At 70.0% G+C, this 23,047-nt stretch carries 17 protein-coding genes and 2 tRNA genes; 4 read left to right on the plus strand and 15 right to left on the minus strand.

Going from position 1 to position 23,047, the window contains the following annotated elements; all coding sequences use genetic code 11:
* Positions 1–169: 169 nt before the first annotated feature.
* Positions 170–331 carry a LuxR C-terminal-related transcriptional regulator gene (locus tag ACFW9D_RS15375; protein ID WP_384622108.1) on the plus strand — a complete coding sequence of 54 codons (162 nt, stop codon included), beginning with the start codon at positions 170–172 and terminating at the stop codon, positions 329–331.
* On the opposite strand, the gene ACFW9D_RS15380 is transcribed toward ACFW9D_RS15375, so the two are convergent.
* From ACFW9D_RS15380 to ACFW9D_RS15395, 4 genes are all read right to left on the minus strand, one after another.
* Positions 266–1,324 (minus strand): DMT family transporter, encoded by a 1,059-nt coding sequence (locus tag ACFW9D_RS15380; RefSeq protein ID WP_384622110.1) that lies wholly within the window; start codon positions 1,322–1,324, stop codon positions 266–268. The two genes, ACFW9D_RS15375 and ACFW9D_RS15380, sit on opposite strands and share 66 nt — an antisense overlap.
* 51 nt (positions 1,325–1,375) lie before the next feature.
* A complete protein-coding gene (locus tag ACFW9D_RS15385; protein ID WP_384622113.1) occupies positions 1,376–2,119 on the minus strand; it encodes a 2OG-Fe dioxygenase family protein in 744 nt (247 codons plus the stop codon).
* A 48-nt stretch (positions 2,120–2,167) separates the two neighbouring features.
* A complete protein-coding gene (locus ACFW9D_RS15390) occupies positions 2,168–3,400 on the minus strand; it encodes an argininosuccinate synthase-related protein (RefSeq protein WP_188337980.1) in 1,233 nt (410 codons plus the stop codon).
* A 274-nt stretch (positions 3,401–3,674) separates the two neighbouring features.
* Positions 3,675–3,747, minus strand: a tRNA-Ala gene (locus ACFW9D_RS15395).
* Between the two features lie 183 nt (positions 3,748–3,930).
* On the opposite strand from ACFW9D_RS15395, the gene ACFW9D_RS15400 reads away from it, so the two are divergent.
* Together ACFW9D_RS15400 and ACFW9D_RS15405 are read left to right on the plus strand one after the other, a co-directional pair.
* Entirely contained in the window at positions 3,931–4,479 is a 549-nt protein-coding gene (locus ACFW9D_RS15400; protein ID WP_188337979.1) for a DNA-binding protein, read from the plus strand.
* 138 nt (positions 4,480–4,617) lie between these two features.
* Entirely contained in the window at positions 4,618–6,372 is a 1,755-nt protein-coding gene (locus ACFW9D_RS15405) for a serine/threonine-protein kinase (protein WP_384622116.1), read from the plus strand.
* A gap of 9 nt (positions 6,373–6,381) precedes the next feature.
* Here ACFW9D_RS15405 and ACFW9D_RS15410 read toward each other — a convergent pair whose 3' ends face one another.
* Positions 6,382–7,767, minus strand: coding sequence for a hypothetical protein (locus tag ACFW9D_RS15410; RefSeq protein ID WP_384622119.1), 1,386 nt, complete (start codon positions 7,765–7,767; stop codon positions 6,382–6,384).
* 354 nt (positions 7,768–8,121) lie between these two features.
* Positions 8,122–8,250: a DLW-39 family protein gene (locus ACFW9D_RS15415; RefSeq protein WP_010467770.1), complete on the minus strand. Its 129-nt coding sequence runs from the start codon at positions 8,248–8,250 to the stop codon at positions 8,122–8,124.
* A 325-nt stretch (positions 8,251–8,575) separates the two neighbouring features.
* Between ACFW9D_RS15415 and ACFW9D_RS15420 the strand changes: the two genes are divergently transcribed.
* Positions 8,576–8,914: a DUF6344 domain-containing protein gene (locus tag ACFW9D_RS15420; protein ID WP_384622121.1), complete on the plus strand. Its 339-nt coding sequence runs from the start codon at positions 8,576–8,578 to the stop codon at positions 8,912–8,914.
* 817 nt (positions 8,915–9,731) lie between these two features.
* On the opposite strand, the gene ACFW9D_RS15425 is transcribed toward ACFW9D_RS15420, so the two are convergent.
* From ACFW9D_RS15425 to dnaA, 9 genes are all read right to left on the minus strand, one after another.
* Positions 9,732–9,805: transfer RNA gene (locus ACFW9D_RS15425), tRNA-Ile, on the minus strand.
* A 122-nt stretch (positions 9,806–9,927) separates the two neighbouring features.
* Positions 9,928–10,596 carry a DUF3566 domain-containing protein gene (locus tag ACFW9D_RS15430; protein WP_188337975.1) on the minus strand — a complete coding sequence of 223 codons (669 nt, stop codon included), beginning with the start codon at positions 10,594–10,596 and terminating at the stop codon, positions 9,928–9,930.
* Positions 10,597–10,614: 18 nt separating this feature from the next.
* A complete protein-coding gene (gene gyrA, locus ACFW9D_RS15435) occupies positions 10,615–13,236 on the minus strand; it encodes a DNA gyrase subunit A (protein ID WP_188337974.1) in 2,622 nt (873 codons plus the stop codon).
* A gap of 42 nt (positions 13,237–13,278) precedes the next feature.
* A complete protein-coding gene (gene gyrB / locus ACFW9D_RS15440; RefSeq protein ID WP_188337973.1) occupies positions 13,279–15,357 on the minus strand; it encodes a DNA topoisomerase (ATP-hydrolyzing) subunit B in 2,079 nt (692 codons plus the stop codon).
* Positions 15,358–15,631: 274 nt separating this feature from the next.
* Entirely contained in the window at positions 15,632–16,189 is a 558-nt protein-coding gene (locus ACFW9D_RS15445) for a DUF721 domain-containing protein (protein WP_188337972.1), read from the minus strand.
* Complete coding sequence (recF, locus tag ACFW9D_RS15450) at positions 16,186–17,310, minus strand: DNA replication/repair protein RecF (RefSeq protein ID WP_384622126.1); 1,125 nt, start codon at positions 17,308–17,310, stop codon at positions 16,186–16,188. Before recF ends, ACFW9D_RS15445 begins: the two co-directional genes overlap by 4 nt.
* A gap of 134 nt (positions 17,311–17,444) precedes the next feature.
* Positions 17,445–18,320 carry a phosphogluconate dehydrogenase (NAD(+)-dependent, decarboxylating) gene (gnd, locus tag ACFW9D_RS15455; RefSeq protein WP_188337970.1) on the minus strand — a complete coding sequence of 292 codons (876 nt, stop codon included), beginning with the start codon at positions 18,318–18,320 and terminating at the stop codon, positions 17,445–17,447.
* Positions 18,321–18,487: 167 nt separating this feature from the next.
* The gene (gene dnaN, locus ACFW9D_RS15460) at positions 18,488–19,618 is read right to left on the minus strand and encodes a DNA polymerase III subunit beta (RefSeq protein ID WP_188337969.1); all 1,131 of its coding nucleotides are present in this window, start codon (positions 19,616–19,618) and stop codon (positions 18,488–18,490) included.
* Between the two features lie 1,059 nt (positions 19,619–20,677).
* A complete protein-coding gene (dnaA, locus tag ACFW9D_RS15465) occupies positions 20,678–22,765 on the minus strand; it encodes a chromosomal replication initiator protein DnaA (protein ID WP_384622128.1) in 2,088 nt (695 codons plus the stop codon).
* Between the last annotated feature and the right edge of the window lie 282 nt (positions 22,766–23,047).

Below are 23,047 nucleotides of genomic sequence, written 5' to 3' on the forward strand. Positions count from 1 at the left end.
TCGCGGGCCCGCGCTCGCGGGGCGCGCCCCCGCGGGGGGGTGGTCCGGTTTATATTAGTCCCCCGGGGGGGGCGGGGGGGGGGGGCCCCCCCACGCCCATGACGAGCCGGACCGGCCGGACGACGGGAGCGGCTGGCTGCCGTCGGGCCGCCACCGCGAACTGCTGCGGATGCTGGCGGGCGGCCTCACGGACGAGGCGATGGCCCGCAAGCTGGGCCTGTCCGAACGCACGGTCCGCCGCCTCGTCGCCGAGCTGTCCGAACGGCTAGGAGCGGCGAGCCGGTTCCAGGCCGGGGTGTGTGCCGTCCGCTCCGGCTGGCTCGACGACTGATCCGAGGGCGCTCTCGGGCAGCGGTGCGGTCCCGGCGGTGGTCTGCGCAGCGGCCGCCGTTGCCGCCGCAGCAGGCTCTTCGGGCTCCTCCTTCGGTGCGGGCTCGGCCGCCGTGCGGCCCCACGTCGTACCGACGAGGACGAGGACGGCGCCCGCGAGTCCGAGCCACCCCGGCCGGTCGCCGGCGAGCGTGATGCCGACGACCGCGGCCCACACCGGCTCGGTGCCGAGCAGCAGGCTGACCCGGGACGGGGAGGTGCGCCGCACGGCCCACATCTGCACGAAGAAGGCGAACAGGGTGCAGAAGGCGGACAGGTAGAGCAACCCCAGCCAGCCCGCCGCGCTGAGGTCCGCGGCGGCCGTCCAGGGCGCGGTGCCGGTGCCGGGCACCGCGCTGAGCAGGGCGAACACCAGGACCGCGGAGGAGAGCTGGACCGTGGTCATGGACAGGGAGTCAGCACCCTGCGCGGACTTCATCCGGGACATCGCGAGGACGTGCACGGTCCTGGCGACCGCGGCGCCCAGCATCAGCAGGTCGCCGAGGGACGGCTCGGTGAAGCCGGCGCCCTGGGTGAGGAGCACCACGCCGAGCACCGAGAGCGCGGCCGCCGCGACGAACGATCGGGGCAGCGGGGTGCCCCGCAGCCTGCTCTCCGCGATCGGTGTGAGGATCATGGTGAGGCTGATGATGAGCCCGGCGTTGGTCGCCGAGGTCTGCACGACGCCGTACGTCTCCAGGAGGAAGATCCCGGCGAGGATGAGGCCGAGGGTCCCGGCTCCGCGTATCTGTGTGCGGTCCATGGCGCGCAACTTGCGCCGGCCGACGACGACGAGCGCGGGCAGGACGACCGCGAAGCGCAGGACCAGAACGGCGAGCACGGTCTGGGCGGTGGTGACCTCCTTCGCGGCCAGATAGCTGGAACCCCAGACCACCGCGACCAGCAGGACGGGCAGGTCGGTCAGCCAGGCACGGCGGGGCGCGGTGGCGGGCATGGGGCTCCTCGGGTGGCTCGGGAAGGCGGGCGTAGGGGGAGGGAGTACGCGTCAGCGCGCGGTGTAGGCGATCACCAGGACGTCGCGGTGCGCGGCGAGGCCGGGGTTGCGCGGCTGTACCGGGGTCACCGAGTGCAGCGTGCGGCGGTCGTCGCCGAGCAGGATGTCGCCGGGCCGGGACAGCGTAGTGGTCATGAGGTGTTCGCCCTCGTCGGTGTACACACCGCTCTCCCCTCCGGTCACGTTGGTTCGGCCGATCATCAGCGAGGTGATGAAGGTGACGCCGTCGCGGTGCCGCCCCTCGGGCGCGGGCTGACCGGTCTGGTCGGCGGACGCGGCGATGCGGTACGGGTGGAGCTTCACGTTCCACGCGGTGGTGCCGTCGACCGCGCTGAAGATCCGGCCGAGTTCGACCAGGACCGAGCGCAGCAGCGGGTCAGTGGCGAAGGACTCGGTCAGCGGGTCGAAGACGCGCTCGACGCCCCCGTTGAGCGGGTTGACGTCGGTCTCCTGGCGGTACGGCGCGTGCGGCAGGAGCGTGATTTCCGCGGCGGCCGGGTCGAGGTCGAACTGTCCGTAGCGGCGGTGGCGGTAGGTGCCGCCGTCGGCCATGTGGGTGTCGAGGGTCAGCTCGTCCCAGTGCCGGGCGAAGCGGTTCCACTCGGCCGGGTCCGCGCCGACGAGCGCGGAGAAGTCGGCGGCGGGGATCAGGTGCCCACCGGGGCCGGCCAGGGCCTCGACGGCCTCGCCGGTGACGGGGTGGGTGGCGACGGGGTGGGCGATGGCGGTGGCCATGAGGTGCTCCAGAGGAAGTGCGGGGTGGCGTCGGTCCGGTCTGCCGGGTCAGACGGTGGCGAGCAGCGTCGGCTGTGGGGCGAACGGCGCGGACTCGGCGGCGATCGTGTGCTCCTCCCACAGCTCGCGGTCGCGCAGGTAGAGCGGTCTGCGGGCGCTGATGGACCGGGTGTCGGCTCCCCCGGTGCGCAGCTGCCAGGTCACGGACCCCGTGGTGCGGGCGGCGCAGCTGTCGATGAACGCCTGGACGGACAGCCGCAGTTCGCCGAACCAGCGGCCCTCCAGGACCTCCCGGGTCCACACCTGCTCCAAGTGCCGCTTCTCCCGGATGAGTTCGGCATCCAGGCAGGCGCTCTCGACGTGCCGGTAGGTGTTCAGGAGCAGCCAGGCGGCCGGCATCTCCCGGATCTCCAGAACCTTCTCGCCGTGGTCGAGGTGCTCGAGGCCCGAGTAGCGGCCGAGGCCGTACGCACCGACGCGCCGGTTGAGCTGGTCGATCATCTCGGTCAGCCCGAGGGGAACGCCGTCGACGGCGACCGGCAGGCCGTGCTCGAACGCCACGGTCAGGCGCTCGGTCTCACCAGGAGCGGCGGTGGGCCTGCTCCACGTGTACATCTCCTCCGGCACCTCGTGCAGCTCGGGATCGTCGAGGATGCCCGACTCGAACTCCCGGCACCACAGATTGGAGTCGCCGCTGACGATGCGCCCGGCCAGCAGCCCGACACCCGCTTCGCCCAGCTCGGCCAGCTTCTGCTCCCGGGTGACCGGGTCCAGGTCGTACGGGCTGCCGAAGGCACCCTCATAGCCGAGCAACCCCAGCGCCCCGTTGAGACGGCGCAGCGTGTTCTGCGAGCGGTTGGCGGTGTGCAGTACGGCCTGCGCGCCGATGGCACGGGCGAGGTCGACCGCGGCCTGGGCGATGAGCGGGCGGCTGAGGCTGGAGCTCACCGGATGGATGCCCAGGTAGACGGCCTGTGCGGCGATGGCGGGTGCCACGTGCCGGGCGGCGAACTCCTCCCGCCGGTCGAGGATGTGGATCCGGGCGCCGAGCGCCTCGGCCACCTGGCGCTTGTAGGTGCAGGACTCGTCCTCGCCGATGTCGATGCTCACCGCGTGGATCTCACGGACGCCCATCCGCCGCAGCCGCAGCAGCAGGTACGAGCTGTCCAGGCCACCGCTGAACAGGGTGACGACGGGCCGGTCCGGATCCAGCGACGCGAGCTGCGCGAAGGACCGGACGAGCGGGGGACGGAGGTCTTCTCCAACCAGATTGCTGATCACGTGATCGAGCCTCGCGGCTGCGCCGGGTCACGGACAACGGATTCCGCCGACCGCCACCGGCCATGACCGCACCTGGAACGGGAGGACCGCCCCCTCGGCACGGGTACGGGGGGCACCACGGAATCAGCAGGGGCAGCAAACACCGCCGGCCCCGAGCCCGCGGGCTCACGAAGCCGCCTGTCCGTACGACCGCGACCGCACGCCGGCACGGGGGATCGGGACGCAAAAAGACCCCCCTGATCGCGTTTCCGCAGATCAGAGGGGTATATGCGAGTGGAGCCTAGGGGAGTCGAACCCCTGACATCTGCCATGCAAAGACAGCGCTCTACCAACTGAGCTAAGGCCCCGAAAACAACGCACCGCACCGGAAGATTCGCGCTCCGGGCGGGCATCGCAGACCAGAGTACCGGGTCACCCCCCGGATACCGCAAAAGGATTGGGGGTCCCGGCGGGCGACCACTCTCCGTAAGATGCCCCACGTGCTTCGCGGCAGCGAAGCGCCGTACTTGGGGAAGCGATGGGGAGACGCAATGGACGCCGCACAGCAGGAAGCTACCGCGAGAGCACGGGAGCTCCAGCGCAACTGGTACGGGGAGCCGCTGGGGGCGCTCTTCCGTCGGCTGATAGAGGACCTCGGCCTGAACCAGGCCCGTCTCGCGGGCGTGCTCGGACTGTCCGCACCCATGCTCTCCCAGCTGATGAGCGGCCAGCGCGCCAAGATCGGCAACCCCGCTGTGGTCCAGCGGGTGCAGCTGCTGCAGGACCTGGCGGGGCAGGTCGCGGACGGCAGCGTGAGCGCGGTCGAGGCCACCGAGCGCATGGAAGAGATCAAGAAGTCCCAGGGGGGTTCGGTGCTCAGCAACGCCGGTCAGGCCACGTCCAGTTCGGGTGCCCCGACGGTCAAGCGCGTGGTGCGTGAGATCCAGTCGCTGCTGCGCTCCGTGTCCGCCGCCGGCGACATCATCGAGGCCGCCGACTCCCTCGCCCCGACCCACCCGGAACTGGCAGAGTTCCTCCGGGTCTACGGCGCCGGACGCACCGCCGACGCGGTCGCCCACTACCAGTCGCACCAGAGCTGACCCCGGGCGAGCCCGACGCCGGCCGCCGCCCCGTGACCGCCCGCCCCGGCGGCGGTCGCGCGGCGGACCGGAGGACCGTACGTGACGTCCGAAGGGCCCGTGCCCCGCACGGCCCCGGGAGGGGAGCGACGCACGACCATGGGTGAGGTCTTCGCCGGCCGGTACGAACTGGCCGACCCGATCGGCCGCGGGGGAGTGGGCGCGGTCTGGCGCGCCTGGGACCACCGGCGCCGGCGCTACGTCGCGGCCAAGGTCCTGCAGCAGAGCGACGCCCACACGCTGCTCCGCTTCGTGCGCGAGCAGGCCCTGCGCATCGACCATCCGAACGTCCTGGCCCCGGCGAGCTGGGCCGCGGACGACGACAAGGTCCTGTTCACCATGGATCTGGTCGCGGGCGGCTCGCTCGCCCATCTGGTCGCCGACTACGGCCCCCTGCCGCCCGAGTTCGTCTGCGTGCTCCTCGACCAGCTCCTGGCCGGCGTCACCGCCGTGCACGCGGAGGGCGTGGTCCACCGTGACATCAAACCCGCCAACATCCTGCTCGAGGCGACCGGCACCGGCCTGCCCCATCTGCGCCTGTCGGACTTCGGCATCGCCATGCGCAAGGGCGAGCCACGGCTGACCGAGGCCGACTACGTGGTCGGAACGCCCGGCTGGTTCGCCCCCGAGCAGGCACTCGGCGCCGAACCGGACTTCCCCGCGGACCTCTTCGCTGTGGGGCTCGTCGCCCTCTACCTCCTCGAAGGAGCCAAGCCCGACGCTCAGGCCCTGATCGAGCACTTCGCCGAGCGTGGCACGCCCAGCGCTCCGCGTGGAGTGCCGGGCCCTCTGTGGGGCGTCCTGGCCGGGCTGCTCCAGCCCGATCCCGAGGCCCGCTTCCGCACGGCCACCGGGGCGCGCAAGGCGCTGCTCGCGGCCGCCGAGCTCCTGCCCGAGCCCGGCCCCGACGACGAGCTCATCGAGGTCTTCGACCAACTCGGCCCGCTCCCCCCGGGGTTCAGCCCCGACGGGCCGGCCGTCCGCGGGCGCAGAGCCCGCCCCCTGAACGCCGCGGGAGGCCCCGTACGGCCTCAGGCGAGCGACGACCTGCGCGAGGCCTCCACCTCCGCGCCGACCACTCCGGCCGCCCCCACGGCCCCCGTCATGCCCGCCGCTCCTCTCGTACCTCCCGCTCTCGTCGTACCCCCACCCCCAGTACCGCCGCCGCTCCCGCACCAGCCCGCGCCCCTGCACTCCGTACCGAAGCCGAACCCGAGCCCGGAACCCGAGCCAGAACCGGAACCGGAACCGGATTCCGCGCCCGCTCTCAGGTCCAGTTCCGGGTCCGGGTCCGGGTCCGACTCCAGGTTCGGGTCCGACTCCACATCGGGTCAGCCCCTGATGTCGGAGACGGGCAGCTTCCATCTCCCGCCCCCGTCGCCCCGCGACGAGCCGCTCCCACCACCTCCACCACCGGTGCCGCCGATGCCGGTGCTCTCCCCCTCCGTCGGCGCGCCTCTCAGCGCCGCCGAGCCGGCGCCCGAGCTGAAACCCGAGCCCGCCGGCACGGGATTCCGTCCACTGGATCCGACGACGCCCCCACCGCACACCGAGACCTTCCACGACCGCTCCCCTCAGCCGGCCCCTGCGGTGACCACCGTGGTCCCGGACGAAGAAGGCCGTCACTCTCTGTACACCGCTCGCGCCCAAGAGGTTCCACAGCTCCAGCCCGAACCTCTTCAGCCCCGACCTCGCCCCCCGCACCAACCTCGGCCTCGGCCCCACCCACAGCCCCAGGAACATCAGGACGCCCCGCAGCGCAGGCCGGGGCCGCCGCCCGCCGTGGCGATCCCCGTCCTTCTCGTCGCCGCGCTCTGCTTCGCCGTAGGGATCTGGGCCCTCACCCAGGCATGAGCGAGGGGCTCAGCCTCGTGCTCGTACGCTCCGCACCGCGACCACCCGCCAGATCCCCAGCCACAGCACCAGCGCAGCCCCGGTCCCCACGCCCGCGAAGCCCAACACCCGCATCATCGGCCGCTCCTCCGCCGAAGCGGCCGCCGCGCCGGCCCCGGCCTTCCCGGCACCGTCACCACGCCCCGATCCGGCCGCGGCCGTAGGCACGGCAGACCCGCCCCCGGACCGCTCCCCTCCTGTATCGGCACCGGCATCAGCCCCGCCGCCGTCCACACCGACGTCCGCCCACTCCGCGCCGCCGTCGCCCCGCTGTGCCGCCGCCCGGTCCTCCGCCGTCACCTGGAACTCCCCCGGGTCCCGCACATAGTCCGGGGCCCGCCCCGGCTCCCCCTCCACCCCCACCTTCAGCGTCACGTCGGACGCCTTGTCACCGAACTTCCGCGCCATCGCCGGGTTGAGCGTGACCTCGACGTAGTACCAGCCGGCCAGCCGCATCGCCGCCTGGTCGTCGGGCACGAGCCGCCGGTTCTCGTAGGCGACGGGAGGCAGCGGATCGAACCCGGCCGAGGTCGGATCGCCCGCGTACACGGCCTGTTCCGCCGCGACCTGCGCCCGGGCCGGATTGAACAGCTCCACCTCCAGCGCGCCCGTCACGGTCCCTCTGCGCCCCGCATCCCCCGCCGAACTGCCCAGCTCGGCATCGACGGAGAGCTGCTGCCCCCAGTCCACGGGCACGCGGTAGAAGTGGCTCTGTCCCGGCCCGATCCGGTCCGTCCACACGCCGTCGTCCAGCGCCTTCGCGTCGTTGAACCCGGTCCCGCCCACGCGCCGCCGGCCAGGCCCCGACCCCGCGCCCGCGGACGAGGTCCCGGACGGCCAGGCCGTCGGACCCGTGCTCGGGCCCGGTGTGACCAGGCCCGGCTCGGTGGCGACGCGCAGCTCCAGTCCCCACTTCTCCCGCGTCGAAGCGGCCGCGGAGGCCCGCTCCACCACCACGTAGTACGTCCCCGCCGACTGGCAGCGCAGTCCACCCGGCCGCACGAGACGCCCGGCTGCCGCGGCGATCGGCCGCGGATAGGCCCCGGACCGGAACCCGGCACGTGCGGAGTCGCAGCGATTCCCCTTGCTGTCCTGCAGCGAGACGGTGATCCCGTCGGCGTAGGCCACCTTCACCGACGAGCCGAGCGGCGGTACCGCGACGACGGAGGCGTACGCGTCGGCGGCACCGTCCAGCTCGACGCGGTAGTAGGAGACGCCGCTCGCGCCCGTACCGAGCGTGCTCCGGTACGTCTCACCTGCCGTGAGCCGCTGCGCATCCGCACTGTTCGCAGCCGCGCCGATCTTCCGGGCGCCCTGGGCGTACACATACGGGGCCTCGGCCCCCGCAGCGGCCACTGCGACGCCTGGCAGCGCCGGCACCACGCAGACACCGAGTACGGCGGCCAACGCGACAGCCCGCCTGTGCAGCGCCAGGCCACCCAGCCCGTACGGCCTCGACGGCCTCTTCAGCCCCGGCCGCCTCACGAGTCCCCTCATGGACGGCCATCCTGCCGTTCCCGGCCGCGCACTGTCCGCCCAGCGGAGCAATCCCGCCACAGCAACACCACTTTGCTCGCGCAAGCGGAGGCGTCACACCCGTGAATACCGCCGTCGCGCGCCGCCCGCAACACGAGACGAACCGCCTCCGGGCAACACAAAGCCCCGGCCGCTGCTGCGACCGGGGCCTGTGAAGAGTCTGTTGTCGAAGACTCACGAACCTGCGGGCACGGAGTCAGTCGCCTCCGTCCACAGATCCTGCTCGGCGCGATCCGCCTGGATCTGGCGGTACACGAGGAGCCCGCCGATGGCGGCCAGTGCGACCAGGAGAAGCTTCTTCACCGCGCGACCTCGTCTTTCCTTGACGTAGGGGACCTCTGGCGCCCGACTATACACACCGACCGATACCGATCGGTGACCTGGATGAGCATCAACTCCCGCCCTGATCACAGCAGTAGATCCGGAGTCCACAGCTCCGCGAATCGCCCGTCGATCACCCCCAGGCCGGGAAATCCGCCTCAAATGCGGCCAGATCAGGTCACTTGCACCCATCCGAGTGGTGTTCATCTGAAGATCGACGCGCCACGGGCGTCGCTCCCTCACTTCAGACCCCGCGTACACATCATTGGGAAAGTACGCAAATCGCCCAACCTGAAAGTGAGGGGCCATGACCAAGAACAAGGTCATGACGCTGTGGACCATCGTCATCTCTGCCTTCATCGCGCTCTTCTCGGCGCTCGGTCTCGTCTCCCCGGCCGCCGCGGCCGCTCCCGTCCAGCAGTCGGAGGAGGTGCAGGCTCCGGCGTCGCAGGCCGACCCCGCTCCCGCGGCCGCATCGGCTCCCTACTGGGCCTTCAAGAGGTCCCTGCCACCGACGATGAAGCAGCGCATCCGCGCCGAGGCCCACGGTTCCTCCCCCAGCTGCCGCCACCGCCCGCCGGCCGACATCGACCAGCGCGACGCGGAAGCCGAACTGGCCACGCCGGACCTGCCGCCGGCGCCGTAGCCCATAAGACACAGGGCCCACAGGCCCCACCGCAGAACCAGAACAAACAGCAACACCAGCACAGACAGCAAGACCCGCAGCAACAGCAGGAACGGCAGTCCATGCACGACCAGCACCACCAGCAGTACGGGCACGACCAGCAAGGCCAGCAGTAACGAACGACGTAGCGAACTACACGCAGCACTCCCAGCAGCCACAGCGCTCGCAGTACCGCAGCACCAATGCGCCACTGCACCCGCAGCACTGCTGTACGCGCAGGACCGCAGCATCGCTGCACTCAGACTCAGAAGAAGACGCACAACCCCGCTGGCACACCCAGCGGCGAAGAGCAGCACAGGGCCGCACAAGGCCGCACAGGCTCACGCCCACGCCCCACACCGGGACTCCGCCCAGGACTCCACGGGAACGGGCCGGCAAGGCCGTGCACAGAGCAGCCAGAGCGCTCGTACGCGCGCGCCCGGCACAGCCCTGCCCTTGTACGCACACAAGCCGGACAACGGTGCCGCACCCAGGCATCCACATCCAGACCCGGCCCCCCGGACCCAGGCCCCCAAGGCCCCCAGGCCCGGACTGGACAGCCAGGCCCCCGATGGCCAGGCCCCACAACCGAAGAGCAGCAGCGCAGCCCAGCCCAGTTCAGTCCAGGACAGGACAGGACAGGACAGGACAGGACAACGCAGCACAGCGCACAGACGAGGCCCCAGCCATCACTCCCGGCTGAGAGGGCCCATTACGCATGCTCGGGCCGAGCGCCGGCAACGCCCGTACGGAAAAGCAAAAGACCCCCAAGCGTTTCCGCTTGAGGGTCCTCGTGCTGTGGGGCTAACAGGATTTGAACCTGTGGCCTCATCCTTATCAGGGATGCGCTCTAACCAACTGAGCTATAGCCCCGCCGCGCTCTGCGGTGTGTGTCCCGCGCGCTGACTCCTGAAGATTAGCGCACAGGGGGGCCAGTCCCAAAATCGATAGTCCCGGCCCGCCCACCAGCGGCTACGCGAAGGCGTGAACCGTGCTCACTCGTCCTCGGCGAGTGTGAGCTCGATGCCGCCGACGAAGCCGGCGGAGAGGTTGTAGATGAACGCGCCGAGCGTCGCGAGCGCCGTCGCCAGGACGACGTCGATGACCGCGATGACCGTCGTGAACATCAGCACGCGCGGCAGCGACAGGAACGACTGCAGGTCGAAGCCGTTGGACTCGTTTGAGCCCGTGGCCTCGGAGATCGTGCCGCCGACCGTCGAGAAGACGCCCATGGCGTCCATGACCATCCACAGCACCGCGGCCGCGATGATCGTGCAGATGCCGAGGGCGATGGACAGCAGGAAGCTGACCTTCATCACCGACCACGGGTCGGCCTTGGCGACGCGCAGCCGCGCCTTGCGCGTGCGCGGCGTCGTACGGGCGCCGGTGCGCGGGCGCCGCACGCCCCCGGCAGGCGCGTTCTGGTACGCCTGCGGCGGGTGGTACGGCTGGCCGGCCTGCTGGGGCTGCTGACGCTCCCCGGGCAGGGCGCTGCCGCCGTCCGCGTAACTCTGGGTCTGCGGACCTCGGGTGTCCGTCACAGTTCCCCCCTGGGATCCATGAGACTCGGGCGAGTCTTTCGCATCATGAGCGGAGCCACGGCCGCCCTCGGTTTCCGTACCGGTGGATGTCCCGGTAGAGCCCGCGCCCGTGGCTCCGCTCACGATGACTCACTCCTCGCGCTACTCGGCCGAGGACTGCCCGCCCTCGTCCGTCGTTCCGGAGGCCGTCTCGTCCGAGGTCGATTCGTCGGTCACGACGTCGTCCCCGTCCTGCGGGACGTCGCCGTCGACTTCCTCGGCCTCGCGACCGGCCTCGGCATTACGTGCGATGCCGACGACGGCATCGCGCTTGCCCAGGTTGATCAGCTGGACGCCCATGGTGTCACGGCCCGTCTCCCTGACCTCGTTGACTCGCGTACGAATCACACCGCCGGACAGGGTGATGGCGAGGATCTCGTCGGTCTCCTCGACCACCAGGGCGCCGACGAGAGAACCACGGTCCTCCACGATCTTGGCGGCCTTGATTCCGAGGCCACCGCGACCCTGGACACGGTATTCGTCGACGTTGGTGCGCTTCGCGTACCCACCGTCGGTGGCGGTGAAGACGAACGTACCCGGCCGGACGACATTCATCGAGAGCAGTTCGTCGCCCTCGCGGAAACTCATGCCCTTCACACCCGAGGTCGCACGGCCCATCGGGCGCAGTGCGTCGTCCGTCGCGGTGAACCGGATGGACTGCGCCTTCTTGCTGATGAGCAGCAGGTCGTCCTCGGACGAGACCAGCTCGGCGCCGATCAGCTCGTCGTCCGAACCGTCCGCCGCCTCACGCAGGTTGATCGCGATGACGCCGCCGGAGCGGGGCGAGTCGTAGTCCTTCAGAGGCGTCTTCTTGACGAGGCCGGCCTTGGTCGCGAGGACCAGGTACGGCGCCGCCTCGTAGTCGCGGATCGCGAGGATCTCGGCGATGGCCTCGTCCGGCTGGAAGGCCAGCAGGTTCGCCACGTGCTGACCGCGGGCGTCGCGGCCGGCGTCGGGCAGCTCGTAGGCCTTCGCGCGGTAGACGCGTCCCTTGTTGGTGAAGAAGAGCAGCCAGTGGTGCGTCGTGGACACGAAGAAGTGGTCGACGATGTCGTCTTCCTTGAGCTTCGTGCCGCGCACGCCCTTGCCGCCGCGCTTCTGGGAGCGGTAGTCGTCGGTCTTGGTGCGCTTGACGTAGCCGCCGCGCGTGATGGTGACGACGATGTCTTCCTCGGCGATGAGGTCCTCGATGGACATGTCGCCTTCGAAGGGCACCAGCTTGGTGCGGCGGTCGTCGCCGAACTTGTCGACGATCTGCTGCAGCTCTTCGCTGATGATCTGGCGCTGCCGCTCGGGCGAGGCCAGGATCGCGTTGTACTCGTTGATCTTCGCCTGGAGCTCGTCGTGCTCCTGGACGATCTTCTGGCGCTCCAGGGCGGCCAGACGGCGCAGCTGCATCTCGAGGATGGCGTTGGCCTGGATCTCGTCGATCTCCAGGAGGCCCATGAGGCCCTCTCGCGCCACTTCCACGGTGTCGCTGCGCCGGATGAGGGCGATGACCTCGTCGATGGCGTCCAGGGCCTTCAGGAGGCCGCGCAGGATGTGTGCGCGCTCCTCGGCCTTGCGCAGGCGGAACTTCGTCCGGCGGACGATGACCTCGATCTGGTGCGTCACCCAGTGGCGGATGAACGCGTCCAGGGAGAGGGTGCGCGGCACGCCGTCGACGAGCGCCAGCATGTTGGCGCCGAAGTTCGTCTGCAGGTCGGTGTGCTTGTACAGGTTGTTCAGGACGACCTTGGCGACCGCGTCCCGCTTGAGGACGATGACCAGGCGCTGGCCCGTACGGGACGACGTCTCGTCGCGGACGTCGGCGATGCCGCCGATCTTGCCGTCCTTGACGAGGTCGGCGATCTTCTGGGCGAGGTTGTCCGGGTTGACCTGGTAGGGAAGCTCGGTGACCACCAGGCACTGGCGGTTCTGGATCTCCTCGACCTCGACGACCGCGCGCATCGTGATGGAGCCGCGGCCGGTGCGGTACGCCTCCTCGATGCCCTTGCGGCCCACCACGAGGGCGCCGGTCGGGAAGTCGGGGCCCTTGATGCGCTCGATGAGGGCGTCCAGGAGCTCCTCGTGCGAGGCCTCCGGGTTCTCCAGGTACCACTGGGCGCCGGCGGCGACCTCGCGCAGGTTGTGCGGCGGGATGTTGGTGGCCATGCCGACCGCGATACCGGCGGAGCCGTTGATCAGCAGGTTCGGGAAGCGGGCCGGCAGGACGGTCGGCTCCTGGGAGCGGCCGTCGTAGTTGTCCGTGAAGTCGACGGTCTCCTCGTCGATGTCACGGACCATCTCCATGGACAGCGGCGCCATCTTGCACTCGGTGTAGCGCATGGCGGCCGCCGGGTCGTTGCCCGGAGAGCCGAAGTTTCCGTTGGAGTCGACCAGCGGCATGCGCATCGACCACGGCTGGGCGAGGCGCACCAGGGCGTCGTAGATCGAGGAGTCGCCGTGGGGGTGGTAGTTACCCATGACGTCACCGACGACGCGGGCGCACTTGTAGAAGCCCTTCTCGGGCCGGTAGCCGCCGTCGTACATGGCGTACAGGACGCGGCGGTGGACGGGCTTGAGGCCGTCACGTACGTCGGGCAGCGCGCGGGACACGATGACGGACATCGCGTAGTCGAGGTAGGAGCGCTGCATCTCCGTCTCGAGCCCGACGGGCTCGATGCGCATCGCGACCTCGCCCTGGCCCTCTTCGGGAGTGCTGGGAGTGTTCTCGTCGGCCATTGCTGGTGAAGATCCTTTCTGCGGCGGTCAGCTGAGACCGACTCAGATGTCGAGGAAGCGGACGTCCTTGGCATTGCGCTGGATGAACGAGCGGCGTGCCTCGACGTCCTCACCCATGAGGACCGAGAACAGGTCGTCGGCCTGGGCGGCGTCGTCGAGCGTGACCTGGCCGAGGACGCGGTGCTCCTGGTCCATGGTCGTGATGCGCAGCTCCTCGGCGTTCATCTCACCGAGACCCTTGAAGCGCTGGACCGAGTCGTCGCGGATGCGCTTGCCGGCCTGCTTGCCCAGCTCGATCAGCGCGTCACGCTCACGGTCCGAGTACGCGTACTCGAAGTCGTCCCGGCCCCACTTGATCTTGTAGAGCGGCGGGCGCGACAGGAAGACGTGACCGGCCTCGACGAGCGGGCGCATGAAGCGGAACAGGAACGTCAGCAGCAGCGTGTTGATGTGCTGGCCGTCGACGTCGGCGTCCGCCATCAGGATGATCTTGTGATAGCGCAGCTTCTCGATGTCGAAGTCCTCGTGGACTCCGGTGCCGAAGGCGGAGATCAGTGCCTGGATCTCCTGGTTCTGCAGGATCTTGTCGATCCGCGCCTTCTCGACGTTCAGGATCTTGCCTCGGATGGGCAGGATGGCCTGGTACTGCGGGTTGCGGCCGGACTTGGCCGAGCCACCGGCGGAGTCACCCTCGACGATGAAGATCTCGCACTTGGTGGGGTCGTTCGACTGGCAGTCGGAGAGCTTGCCCGGCAGCGAGGCGGACTCGAGCAGGCCCTTGCGGCGGGTCAGGTCGCGCGCCTTGCGGGCCGCCACGCGCGCGGTGGCCGCCTGGATCGACTTGCGGATGATGTCCGCGGCCTCGTTCGGGTTCCGGTCGAGCCAGTCGTTCAGGTGCTCGTGGACGACCTTCTGGACGAACGTCTTCGCCTCGGTGTTGCCCAGCTTGGTCTTCGTCTGGCCCTCGAACTGCGGCTCGCCGAGCTTGACCGAGATGATCGCCGTCAGACCCTCGCGGATGTCGTCACCCGTGAGGTTGTCGTCCTTCTCGCGGAGCAGCTTCTTCTCGCGCGCGTACTTGTTGATGAGCGCGGTCAGCGCGGAGCGGAAGCCCTCTTCGTGGGTGCCGCCCTCATGCGTGTGGATCGTGTTCGCGAAGGAGTAGACGCCCTCGCTGTAGCTGCTGTTCCACTGCATCGCGACCTCGACGGACAGGAGCTTTTCCTTGTCCTCGGCCTCGATGTCGATCACGGAGGGGTGTACCGGCTCGCCCTTGCGCGAGTTGAGGTACTTCACGAAGTCGACGATGCCGCCTTCGTAGTGGTACGTCACCGAGCGCGGCTCGAAGGCGGTGTCGTCCGTCGCCTCCTTGGCGTCCGCGCCGGCCGTGGCCTTGGCGGACTCGCGCTCGTCGGTGAGCTTGATCGTCAGGCCCTTGTTGAGGAAGGCCATCTCCTGGAAGCGCCGCGAGAGCGTCTCGAAGGAGTACTCGGTGGTCTCGAAGATGTCGCCGTCGGCCCAGAACGTGACCGAGGTGCCGGTCTCGTCGGTGGCCTCGTGCTGCGCGAGGGGCGCGGTCGGGACGCCCATCTTGTAGTCCTGGGTCCAGCGGTGGCCGTCGGTCTTGATCTCGACGGACACGCGCGTGGACAGCGCGTTGACGACGGAGACACCGACGCCGTGCAGACCACCGGAGACGGCGTAGCCGCCGCCGCCGAACTTGCCGCCCGCGTGCAGGACGGTCAGGACGACCTCGACGGCCGGCTTCCCCTCGGAGGGGATGATGCCGACGGGGATGCCGCGGCCGTTGTCGATGACGCGGACGCCGCCGTCAGGAAGGATCGTGACGTCGATCGTGTCCGCGTGACCGGCCAGCGCCTCGTCGACGGAGTTGTCCACGACCTCCTGCACCATGTGGTGCAGACCACGCTCACCGGTCGAGCCGATGTACATGCCAGGTCGCTTGCGGACCGCGTCCAGCCCTTCGAGGACGGTGATCGCGCTCGCGTCGTAGGAGGCGTCTGTCGCTCCTACGTTCGCGCGCGCGTCATCGTCGGTGGTCGGGATGTTCTCGTTGGGGTTGCCGGAATCGGCCACGAAGCGCCCTTTCTGGCACAGCACAAGCCAAGCTCCCGGTTGGTGGCCGGAGCGGCTGCGGCGTGTTTGTTCGGTAAGCCCTGTCAGCGTTGCTCGGTGCGTCCCACAAGTGGGGCGGGATTGCTCTCCAGTGTACCGGTAGCACTGACAGTGATGGGGGTTTGCCGGTACCTGAGTCCGCATGTGCCGCCCTCAACCGGTCTCGGCCGACTCCCCCTATGCGGAGCGGGGCTCCAAGAGGCTCACAGCGGCACTCAGCGCTTCGGGGTGTCAACCCCCAGCAACCGTGGCCGACCTGTCACCCGTAGGTGTCGTCGTGACCGGTGCTTCCAGGGGCGCGCAAAGGCCCGTAGCGACGGGGTCCCGAGCCGGGGTTCTTGATGTCGATACGGCGCACGGTGCCGTGGCCCAGATCCTCGTTCAGCCTTCTGACCAGCTGCGGAGCCAGCATGCGGACCTGCGTCGCCCAGGCCGTCGAATCGCACTGCACGACCAGGACGCACTCGTCCTCGTCGTACTTCTGCGGCACGCAGTGCTTGGCGAGGTCCTCGCCGACGATCTGCGGCCAGCGGCCCATGACGCCGCCCACCGCGGCCGGCGTCTCCCAGCCGCGCTCGGTGATCAGCCGGTTGATGGCCGCACCGAGGCCCATCGGGTCCCGACCGTCGGCGCGCGCACCGGAACGCAGGCCGCCACCGCGGCGGACCTGCTTCTTCTGCTGCGCGGAAGCTCCACGCGCGCGTGCGGCCTCTTTCGCCGCGCGCAGGGCCACGCGCGCGAGGTCGACACCGGACGGCTCAGGCGCCGGCTTCGACTCGGGGCCGGGCTTCTCCGAGCCGGACGTCTGGTCGCTCACAGCCGCTCCACGGTCCCCTCGGACACCGCGTACCGGGTGCCGGTCAGGACGTCCGGCACGTCGTCGTCGACGGCGGCCGTCACGAGGACCTGCTCGCCGGGCGCCACCAGCTCCGCGAGGCGCTCCCGGCGGCGCGCGTCGAGCTCGGCGAACACGTCGTCGAGGACGAGCACCGGCTCGTTCCCCTCCGCCCGCAGCAGGTCGTACGAGGCCAGGCGCAGCGCCAGCGCGTACGACCAGGACTCGCCGTGACTCGCGTAGCCCTTCGCGGGCAGCCGGCCGAGCTTGAGGAGCAGCTCGTCGCGGTGCGGGCCCACCAGGGTCACACCGCGCTCGATCTCCTGCTTGCGGGCGCCTTCCAGGGCGGTGAGCAGCTGCTCGTAGAGCTCCTCGCGCGCGTGGCCGACGAGCTCGGGCGAGGACGGCTTGTACTCCAGGGCGAGCGGGCCGCCGCCGGGCGCCAGCTGCTCGTAGGCCTTGTCGGCCAGCGGCTCCAGCGTCGCGATCAGGTCGAGGCGCTGGGCGAGCAGCTCCGCGCCCGCGCGCGCGAGGTGCTGGTCCCACACGTCGAGCGTGGACAGGTCCATGGTGCGGCCGCCGTGCCGGCGGGCCAGGGCGGCGGACTTCAGGAGCGTGTTGCGCTGCTTGAGGACGCGGTCGTAGTCGGAGCGCACGCCGGCCATGCGGGGCGAGCGGGCCGTGATCAGCTCGTCCAGGAAGCGGCGCCGCTCGCCGGGGTCGCCCTTGACGAGCGCGAGGTCCTCCGGCGCGAACAGGACGGTGCGCACGATGCCGAGCACATCCCGCGGCCTGACCTGCGAGGACCTGTTGATGCGGGCGCGATTGGCCTTGCCGGGGTTCAGCTCCAGCTCGACGAGCTGCTGGCGGTCGCCCTGGCGCACCTGGGCCCTGATGACAGCGCGCTCGGCGCCCATGCGGACGAGCGGCGCGTCGGAGGAAACTCGGTGACTGCCGAGGTTGGCGAGGTAGCCGACGGCCTCCACCAGGTTCGTCTTGCCCTGGCCGTTGGGCCCCACGAACGCGGTGACGCCCGGTTCGAGCGCCACCTCGGCCCGGGCGTACGAGCGGAAGTCGGCCAGCGACAGATGCGTGACGTGCATGGTCGTGGGCCGACCTCCCCCAACGTGCTCGGTACTGCGGTCACTGCAGGTGCTTCGGTCGCGGTGTCCACATCTGTGGATCACCGCCGCACCGGTCTACAGCTGTGGACTACGTTCTCGACTGCTTCTGTGGACTACTTCTTCTCGACGGCGTGGCCGCCGAACTGATTGCGCAGTGCCGCGATCATCTTCATCTGTGGCGAGTCCTCCTGACGCGAGGCGAAGCGCGCGAAGAGGGACGCGGTGATCGCGGGCAGCGGCACGGCGTTGTCGATGGCGGCCTCCACGGTCCAGCGGCCCTCGCCGGAGTCCTGTGCGTAACCACGCAGCTTGTCGAGGTGCTCGTCCTCGTCGAGGGCGTTGACCGCCAGGTCCAGCAGCCAGGAGCGGATGACCGTGCCCTCCTGCCAGGAGCGGAAGACCTCGCGGACGTCGGTCACCGAGTCCACGGCCTCCAGGAGCTCCCAGCCCTCGGCGTAGGCCTGCATCATGGCGTACTCGATGCCGTTGTGGACCATCTTGGCGAAGTGGCCGGCGCCGACCTTGCCCGCGTGCACCGAGCCGAACTCGCCCTCCGGCTTCAGGGCGTCGAAGACCGGCTGGACCTTCGCGACGTCCTCGGCGGAGCCGCCGTACATCAGCGCGTAGCCGTTCTCCAGGCCCCAGACGCCGCCGGAGACGCCGCAGTCGACGAAGCCGATGCCCTTGGCCGCCAGCTCCTCGGCGTGCTTCTCGTCGTCCGTCCAGCGGGAGTTGCCGCCGTCGACGACGACGTCGCCGGGCTGCAGGAGCTCACCGAGCTCGTCGATGGTCGACTGGGTCGCGGCACCGGCCGGGACCATCACCCACACCACGCGGGGCCCCTGGAGACGGCCCACGAGCTCTTCGAGGCTGTGGACGTCCGCGAGGTCCGGGTTGCGGTCGTAGCCGATGACGGTGTGGCCTGCGCGGCGGATGCGCTCGCGCATGTTGCCGCCCATCTTGCCGAGGCCGACGAGACCGAGCTCCATCAGTGGTGATCCTTACGTTGCGACGGGGCGAGAGGTGGTGCGCACGGTACGAGCACGCACGCGTGGCGCGGGGCTCGTACCGGGTCCGAGCCTAAACCCGGACCTCCGTGCACACCTGTGGACGGAGCCGCGCAGGCGAACCCGCGCGGCCGCCTCGCTCAGCCGTCTCAGCCCGACAGCCGCACCGGCATGATCAGGTACTTGTAGGCGTCGTCCGCCTCGGCGTCCACGGCCGGCTTGCCGCTGAGCAGCGCGGGCTTGGTGGACGTCGTGAAGGACAGCTGGGCGACCGGGGAGTTGATCTCCTTCAGGCCGTCCAGCAGGAACTGCGGGTTGAAGGCGATCGAGATGTCGTCGCCCTCCAGCTGCGCGTCGAGCCGCTCCACAGCCTGTGCGTCGTCGCTGGAGCCGGCCTCCAGGATGAGCACGCCCTGCTCGAAGCTGAGCCGCACCGGGGTGTTCCGCTCGGCGACGAGGGCCACACGCTTGACGGCCTCCTCGAAGGGGGCGGTCTCGATGACGGCCACGGAGTTGAACTCCGTCGGGAACAGCGTGCGGTACTTCGGCAGGTCGCCCTCGAGCAGGCGGGTCGTCGTGCGACGGCCGGCGCCCTCGAAGCCGATGAGGCCCTCACCGGCACCGGAGCCCGACAGCGCGAGCGTGACCGTGTCACCGCTGGTCAGCGCCTTGGCGGTGTCCAGGAGGGTCTTGGCGGGCACCAGGGCGACCGCGGACGCCTCCGGGTCCTCCGGCTTCCACAGGAACTCGCGCACCGCGAAGCGGTAGCGGTCGGTGGACGCCAGGGTCACCGTGTCGCCCTCGATCTCGATGCGCACACCGGTGAGGACGGGCAGCGTGTCGTCGCGGCCGGCGGCGATGGCCACCTGCTGGGCGGCGGCGGCGAAGATCTCGCCCGGGACGGTGCCCGTCGCGGTCGGCATCTGCGGCAGCGCCGGGTACTCCTCCACAGGGAGGGTGTGGAGTGTGAATCGCGAGGACCCACAGACCACGGTCGCTCGTACACCGTCTGTGGAGATCTCCACCGGACGGTTGGGGAGGGCGCGGCAGATGTCCGCGAGGAGGCGGCCGGAGACGAGCACCGTGCCTTCCTCGTCGACCTCCGCGTCCACAGAGACGCGTGCCGAGACCTCGTAGTCGAAGCTCGACAGGCTGAGTGCGCCCTCCTCGGCCTTCAGCAGAAGGCCCGCGAGGACGGGCGCGGGCGGTCGTGCCGGGAGGCTGCGCGCCGCCCAGGCCACCGCCTCCGCGAGTACGTCGCGTTCCACCCGGATCTTCACCGTAAGCCGCCTCCTGCTAATGCCTGGCTGCTCTCGCCCTGCGTTCGTCATCGGTCTGCGGTCTGCGTCGGCAGACGTGGTGTCGCTCGGCCCACAGCTGGGGAGAACACCGGGGACCAGTCTGACGCACCGCGCTGACAGTCGTTGCCCGCCTCGGTCAAGTCGCGTCGAGGCGCGGTCGGGGTCCCGGCGGCAAGTTGTGCACAGCCCCCACTTCGAAACGAATTCCCAGCTCTCTCTAGTTGGGAGTAGTAGTAGGGGCTGTGGAAACCGTGGATAACTGCCTTTTCGCAGGTCAGGGCCGGTTTTTTGTCCACCGGGCCTGTGGGCCGAGCCGGTGGACAACCCGCCCTCGCTGTGGACGGCGAAAAGTTCTGCACACGTGATGCACAGGCAAGGGCCACTTCTCCCCAGAGTCGTCCCCAGCTTCGGGCGGGTTCCCCACAGGGTGACAAGGACGATCGATGTGACGCCTTTCACTCGCCCCGGTGACGAGGCGCGTCGGGTTGCCGAACAGTGGACAGCCATGTGGAGAAGCGCCTGATCGCTGTGCACAACCGCTGCCATCCTGTGGGTCGGCGGTGGACAACGAAATGCACAGTCTGTGGAGGAAATCTCTGTCCACAGCCTGTGGAGATCTTTTGTCCACGAATCCACAGCCACCTGACCTGGGCTGATGATCTGTCACCAGCCCGGCCTGTGGATGGGATCTGGACAACTTTGCGGTCCCCAGGGTGTGGATCGCAAAAACCCGGCAGATCTGTGGAGAACTCCCGTAACCAGGCCAGTAATCGAACACCGGCGGGCTGTGGACGCAGCGGCGGCCGGCGCGGAGGAGGGCTCTGGGCCGGCTTCGGACCGGTCTCGGGCGGGTCCGGGAGGGCTGTGGGAGCGCTGCGAGAGCGCCACGAGAGGGCTTCGGGCACGGCAGAGGGCACGGCTGCGGGATGACTGCGGGCATGAAGAAGGGCGCCCCGGAGTCGTTCCGGAGCGCCCAAGAGAGGTGCGGGCCGCAGGGCCGGGCCGTGGGAGCCCGCAGGTCGGCCGTGAGGGCCGCCGTCAGCCGTTCTTGATGCGGTTCGTGAGCTCGGTGACCTGGTTGTAGATGGAGCGCCGCTCGGCCATGAGCGCGCGGATCTTGCGGTCCGCGTGCATCACGGTCGTGTGGTCGCGGCCGCCGAACTGCGCGCCGATCTTCGGCAGCGAGAGGTCGGTGAGCTCACGGCACAGGTACATCGCGATCTGCCGGGCCGTCACCAGGACCCGGCTGCGGGAGGAGCCGCACAGGTCCTCGACGGTGAGACCGAAGTAGTCCGCGGTCGCGGCCATGATCGCCGTGGCGGTGATCTCCGGGGCCGAGTCCTCGCCGCCGGGGATCAGGTCCTTGAGGACGATCTCGGTGAGCCCGAGGTCCACGGGCTGCCGGTTCAGGGAGGCGAACGCCGTGACCCGGATCAACGCCCCTTCCAGCTCGCGGATGTTGCGCGAGATGCGGGACGCGATGAACTCGAGCACCTCCGGAGGCGCGTTGAGCTGCTCCTGCACCGCCTTCTTGCGGAGGATCGCGATACGCGTCTCCAGCTCGGGCGGCTGCACGTCCGTGATGAGGCCCCACTCGAACCGGTTCCGCAGCCGGTCCTCCAGGGTGACCAGCTGCTTGGGCGGCCGGTCGCTGGAGAGCACGATCTGCTTGTTGGCGTTGTGGAGCGTGTTGAAGGTGTGGAAGAACTCCTCCTGCGTCGACTCCTTGTCCGCGAGGAACTGGATGTCGTCGACCAGAAGGATGTCCATCTCGCGGTACCGCTTGCGGAAGGAGTCGCCCTTGCCGTCGCGGATCGAGTTGATGAACTCGTTGGTGAACTCCTCGGAGCTCACGTACCGCACGCGCGTGCCGGGATAGAGACTACGGGCGTAGTGCCCGATGGCATGCAGAAGGTGCGTCTTGCCGAGGCCCGACTCCCCATAGATGAAGAGGGGGTTGTAGGCCTTCGCCGGCGCCTCGGCCACGGCGACCGCGGCCGCGTGGGCGAAACGGTTCGACGCGCCGATCACGAACGTGTCGAAGAGGTACTTGGGGTTCAGTCGCGCGGTCGGCTCCCCGGGACCCGCGGCCGGCGCGGGCTGCGCGGCCAGCGGGCTCGGAGCACCGCTGGGCACCCCGCGGCCGCCGGGTCCGCTCGGGCCACCGTCCTGGGCGTGGCGCCCGGTGTCCTGCGCGTGCCGGCCGCCGCCCATCGACGAGGTCTCGCCGGGATCGCGCCGCTGCGGCCGCTCGTGCGACCCGTGCGAGGGGCGGGAGGAGTGCGACGCGTCGTACGAAGAGCGCTCCTCATAAGAAGCGCGCTCTTCGTAGCCTCCGCGGTCCTCGTAGGAGGGTCGCTCTTCATAGGAGGGGCGTTCCTCGTACGAAGAGGGCTCGGGCTGCTGTCCGTACCGGCCGCCGCCGCGCTCGGGCTCGTAGCCCTGCTGCTCGTAGGGCGGACGCTCCTGCTGGCGGTAGTCGTGCTGCGGCTGCTGCGGAGGCGTCGCGTACGGATCGCGCTCGGGGAAGCCGAGCCGCGGCTGCTGCCAGCTGTACTCGTCCTGCTGGGGGCGCGGCCAGGCGCCCGGCTGCGGGCGCTGGTAGTCGGGGTAGGCGGGACGCGCGGTGGGCAGCGGGTCCTCGCGCGGTGCCTGCGGGGCCGCCTGCTCCCCGCGGCCGCCCTGCCCGTGCTCCTCCATGCCGCGCCGCTCGTAACCGCCGCCGTCGTACGCCTCGCGGCTGTCGCGCTGCTCGTACGGGTCGTGCCCCTGGCCCGGGGCGGGGGACGGCTCGGTGTCCTCGTAGCGGTGCTGCGGGGGCTGGGGGGCCGCCGGCACGGGGGCCTCGCCCACGGAGTCGTCGACGGTGATCGCGATCCGGATGGGGCGGCCGCACTCGCGGCTCAGGGTCTCGCTGACGACCGGGGCGAGCCGGCCCTCGAGTACGCCCTTGGCGAATTCGTTGGGGACGGCCAGCAGGGCCGTGTCGGCGACGAGTGCCAAGGGCTGGCAGCGCCGGATCCAGTGTTCGTCCTTCGTCTCGACGCCCTGCCCGCGGCCTTCCCCGAGGAGTTGCTCCAGAACTCGTGGCCACACTGCGGCAAGATCGGCAGGTACGTCAGCCACAGGGCACGCTCTCTCGCTGGTCCCACGAACGTGTGGTTCTCGGGACGGATCGGGAAGAAAATCGGGTGGGGTGGGGGGAAGGGAACGAATCGGGGTCCGGCCACGGTAGTCAGCGCGGCCGTCGCGGTTCAAGTTGTTGTCCCCAGCCTGTGGACAGTGTCCCTCACGCGCTGCCGGTTTGACCGGATGGCGTAGCCGCGCGTACCGTAACCAGGTCGAGTTGTCGATGGCTGCTGCCGCCTGCCTCCGATGGGCAAGGTCACGGACCGGAAGTTCTTTGCG

Origin of the sequence: Streptomyces sp. NPDC059524, from assembly GCF_042749255.1 — a bacterium.
In the GTDB taxonomy this organism is placed as follows: Bacteria; Actinomycetota; Actinomycetes; order Streptomycetales; family Streptomycetaceae; genus Streptomyces; species Streptomyces xanthii.

Bases quoted from the DNA above. Each gene is read 5' to 3' on its own strand.
- recF (WP_384622126.1), bottom strand. From the start codon at position 17,310: ATGCACGTCACGCATCTGTCGCTGGCCGACTTCCGCTCGTACGCCCGG.
- ACFW9D_RS15380 (WP_384622110.1), bottom strand. From the start codon at position 1,324: ATGCCCGCCACCGCGCCCCGCCGTGCCTGGCTGACCGACCTGCCCGTC.
- ACFW9D_RS15400 (WP_188337979.1), top strand. From the start codon at position 3,931: ATGGACGCCGCACAGCAGGAAGCTACCGCGAGAGCACGGGAGCTCCAG.
- gyrA (WP_188337974.1), bottom strand. From the start codon at position 13,236: ATGGCCGACGAGAACACTCCCAGCACTCCCGAAGAGGGCCAGGGCGAG.
- ACFW9D_RS15385 (WP_384622113.1), bottom strand. From the start codon at position 2,119: ATGGCCACCGCCATCGCCCACCCCGTCGCCACCCACCCCGTCACCGGC.
- ACFW9D_RS15375 (WP_384622108.1), top strand. From the start codon at position 170: ATGCTGGCGGGCGGCCTCACGGACGAGGCGATGGCCCGCAAGCTGGGC.
- ACFW9D_RS15420 (WP_384622121.1), top strand. From the start codon at position 8,576: ATGACCAAGAACAAGGTCATGACGCTGTGGACCATCGTCATCTCTGCC.
- gnd (WP_188337970.1), bottom strand. From the start codon at position 18,320: ATGGAGCTCGGTCTCGTCGGCCTCGGCAAGATGGGCGGCAACATGCGC.
- ACFW9D_RS15405 (WP_384622116.1), top strand. From the start codon at position 4,618: ATGGGTGAGGTCTTCGCCGGCCGGTACGAACTGGCCGACCCGATCGGC.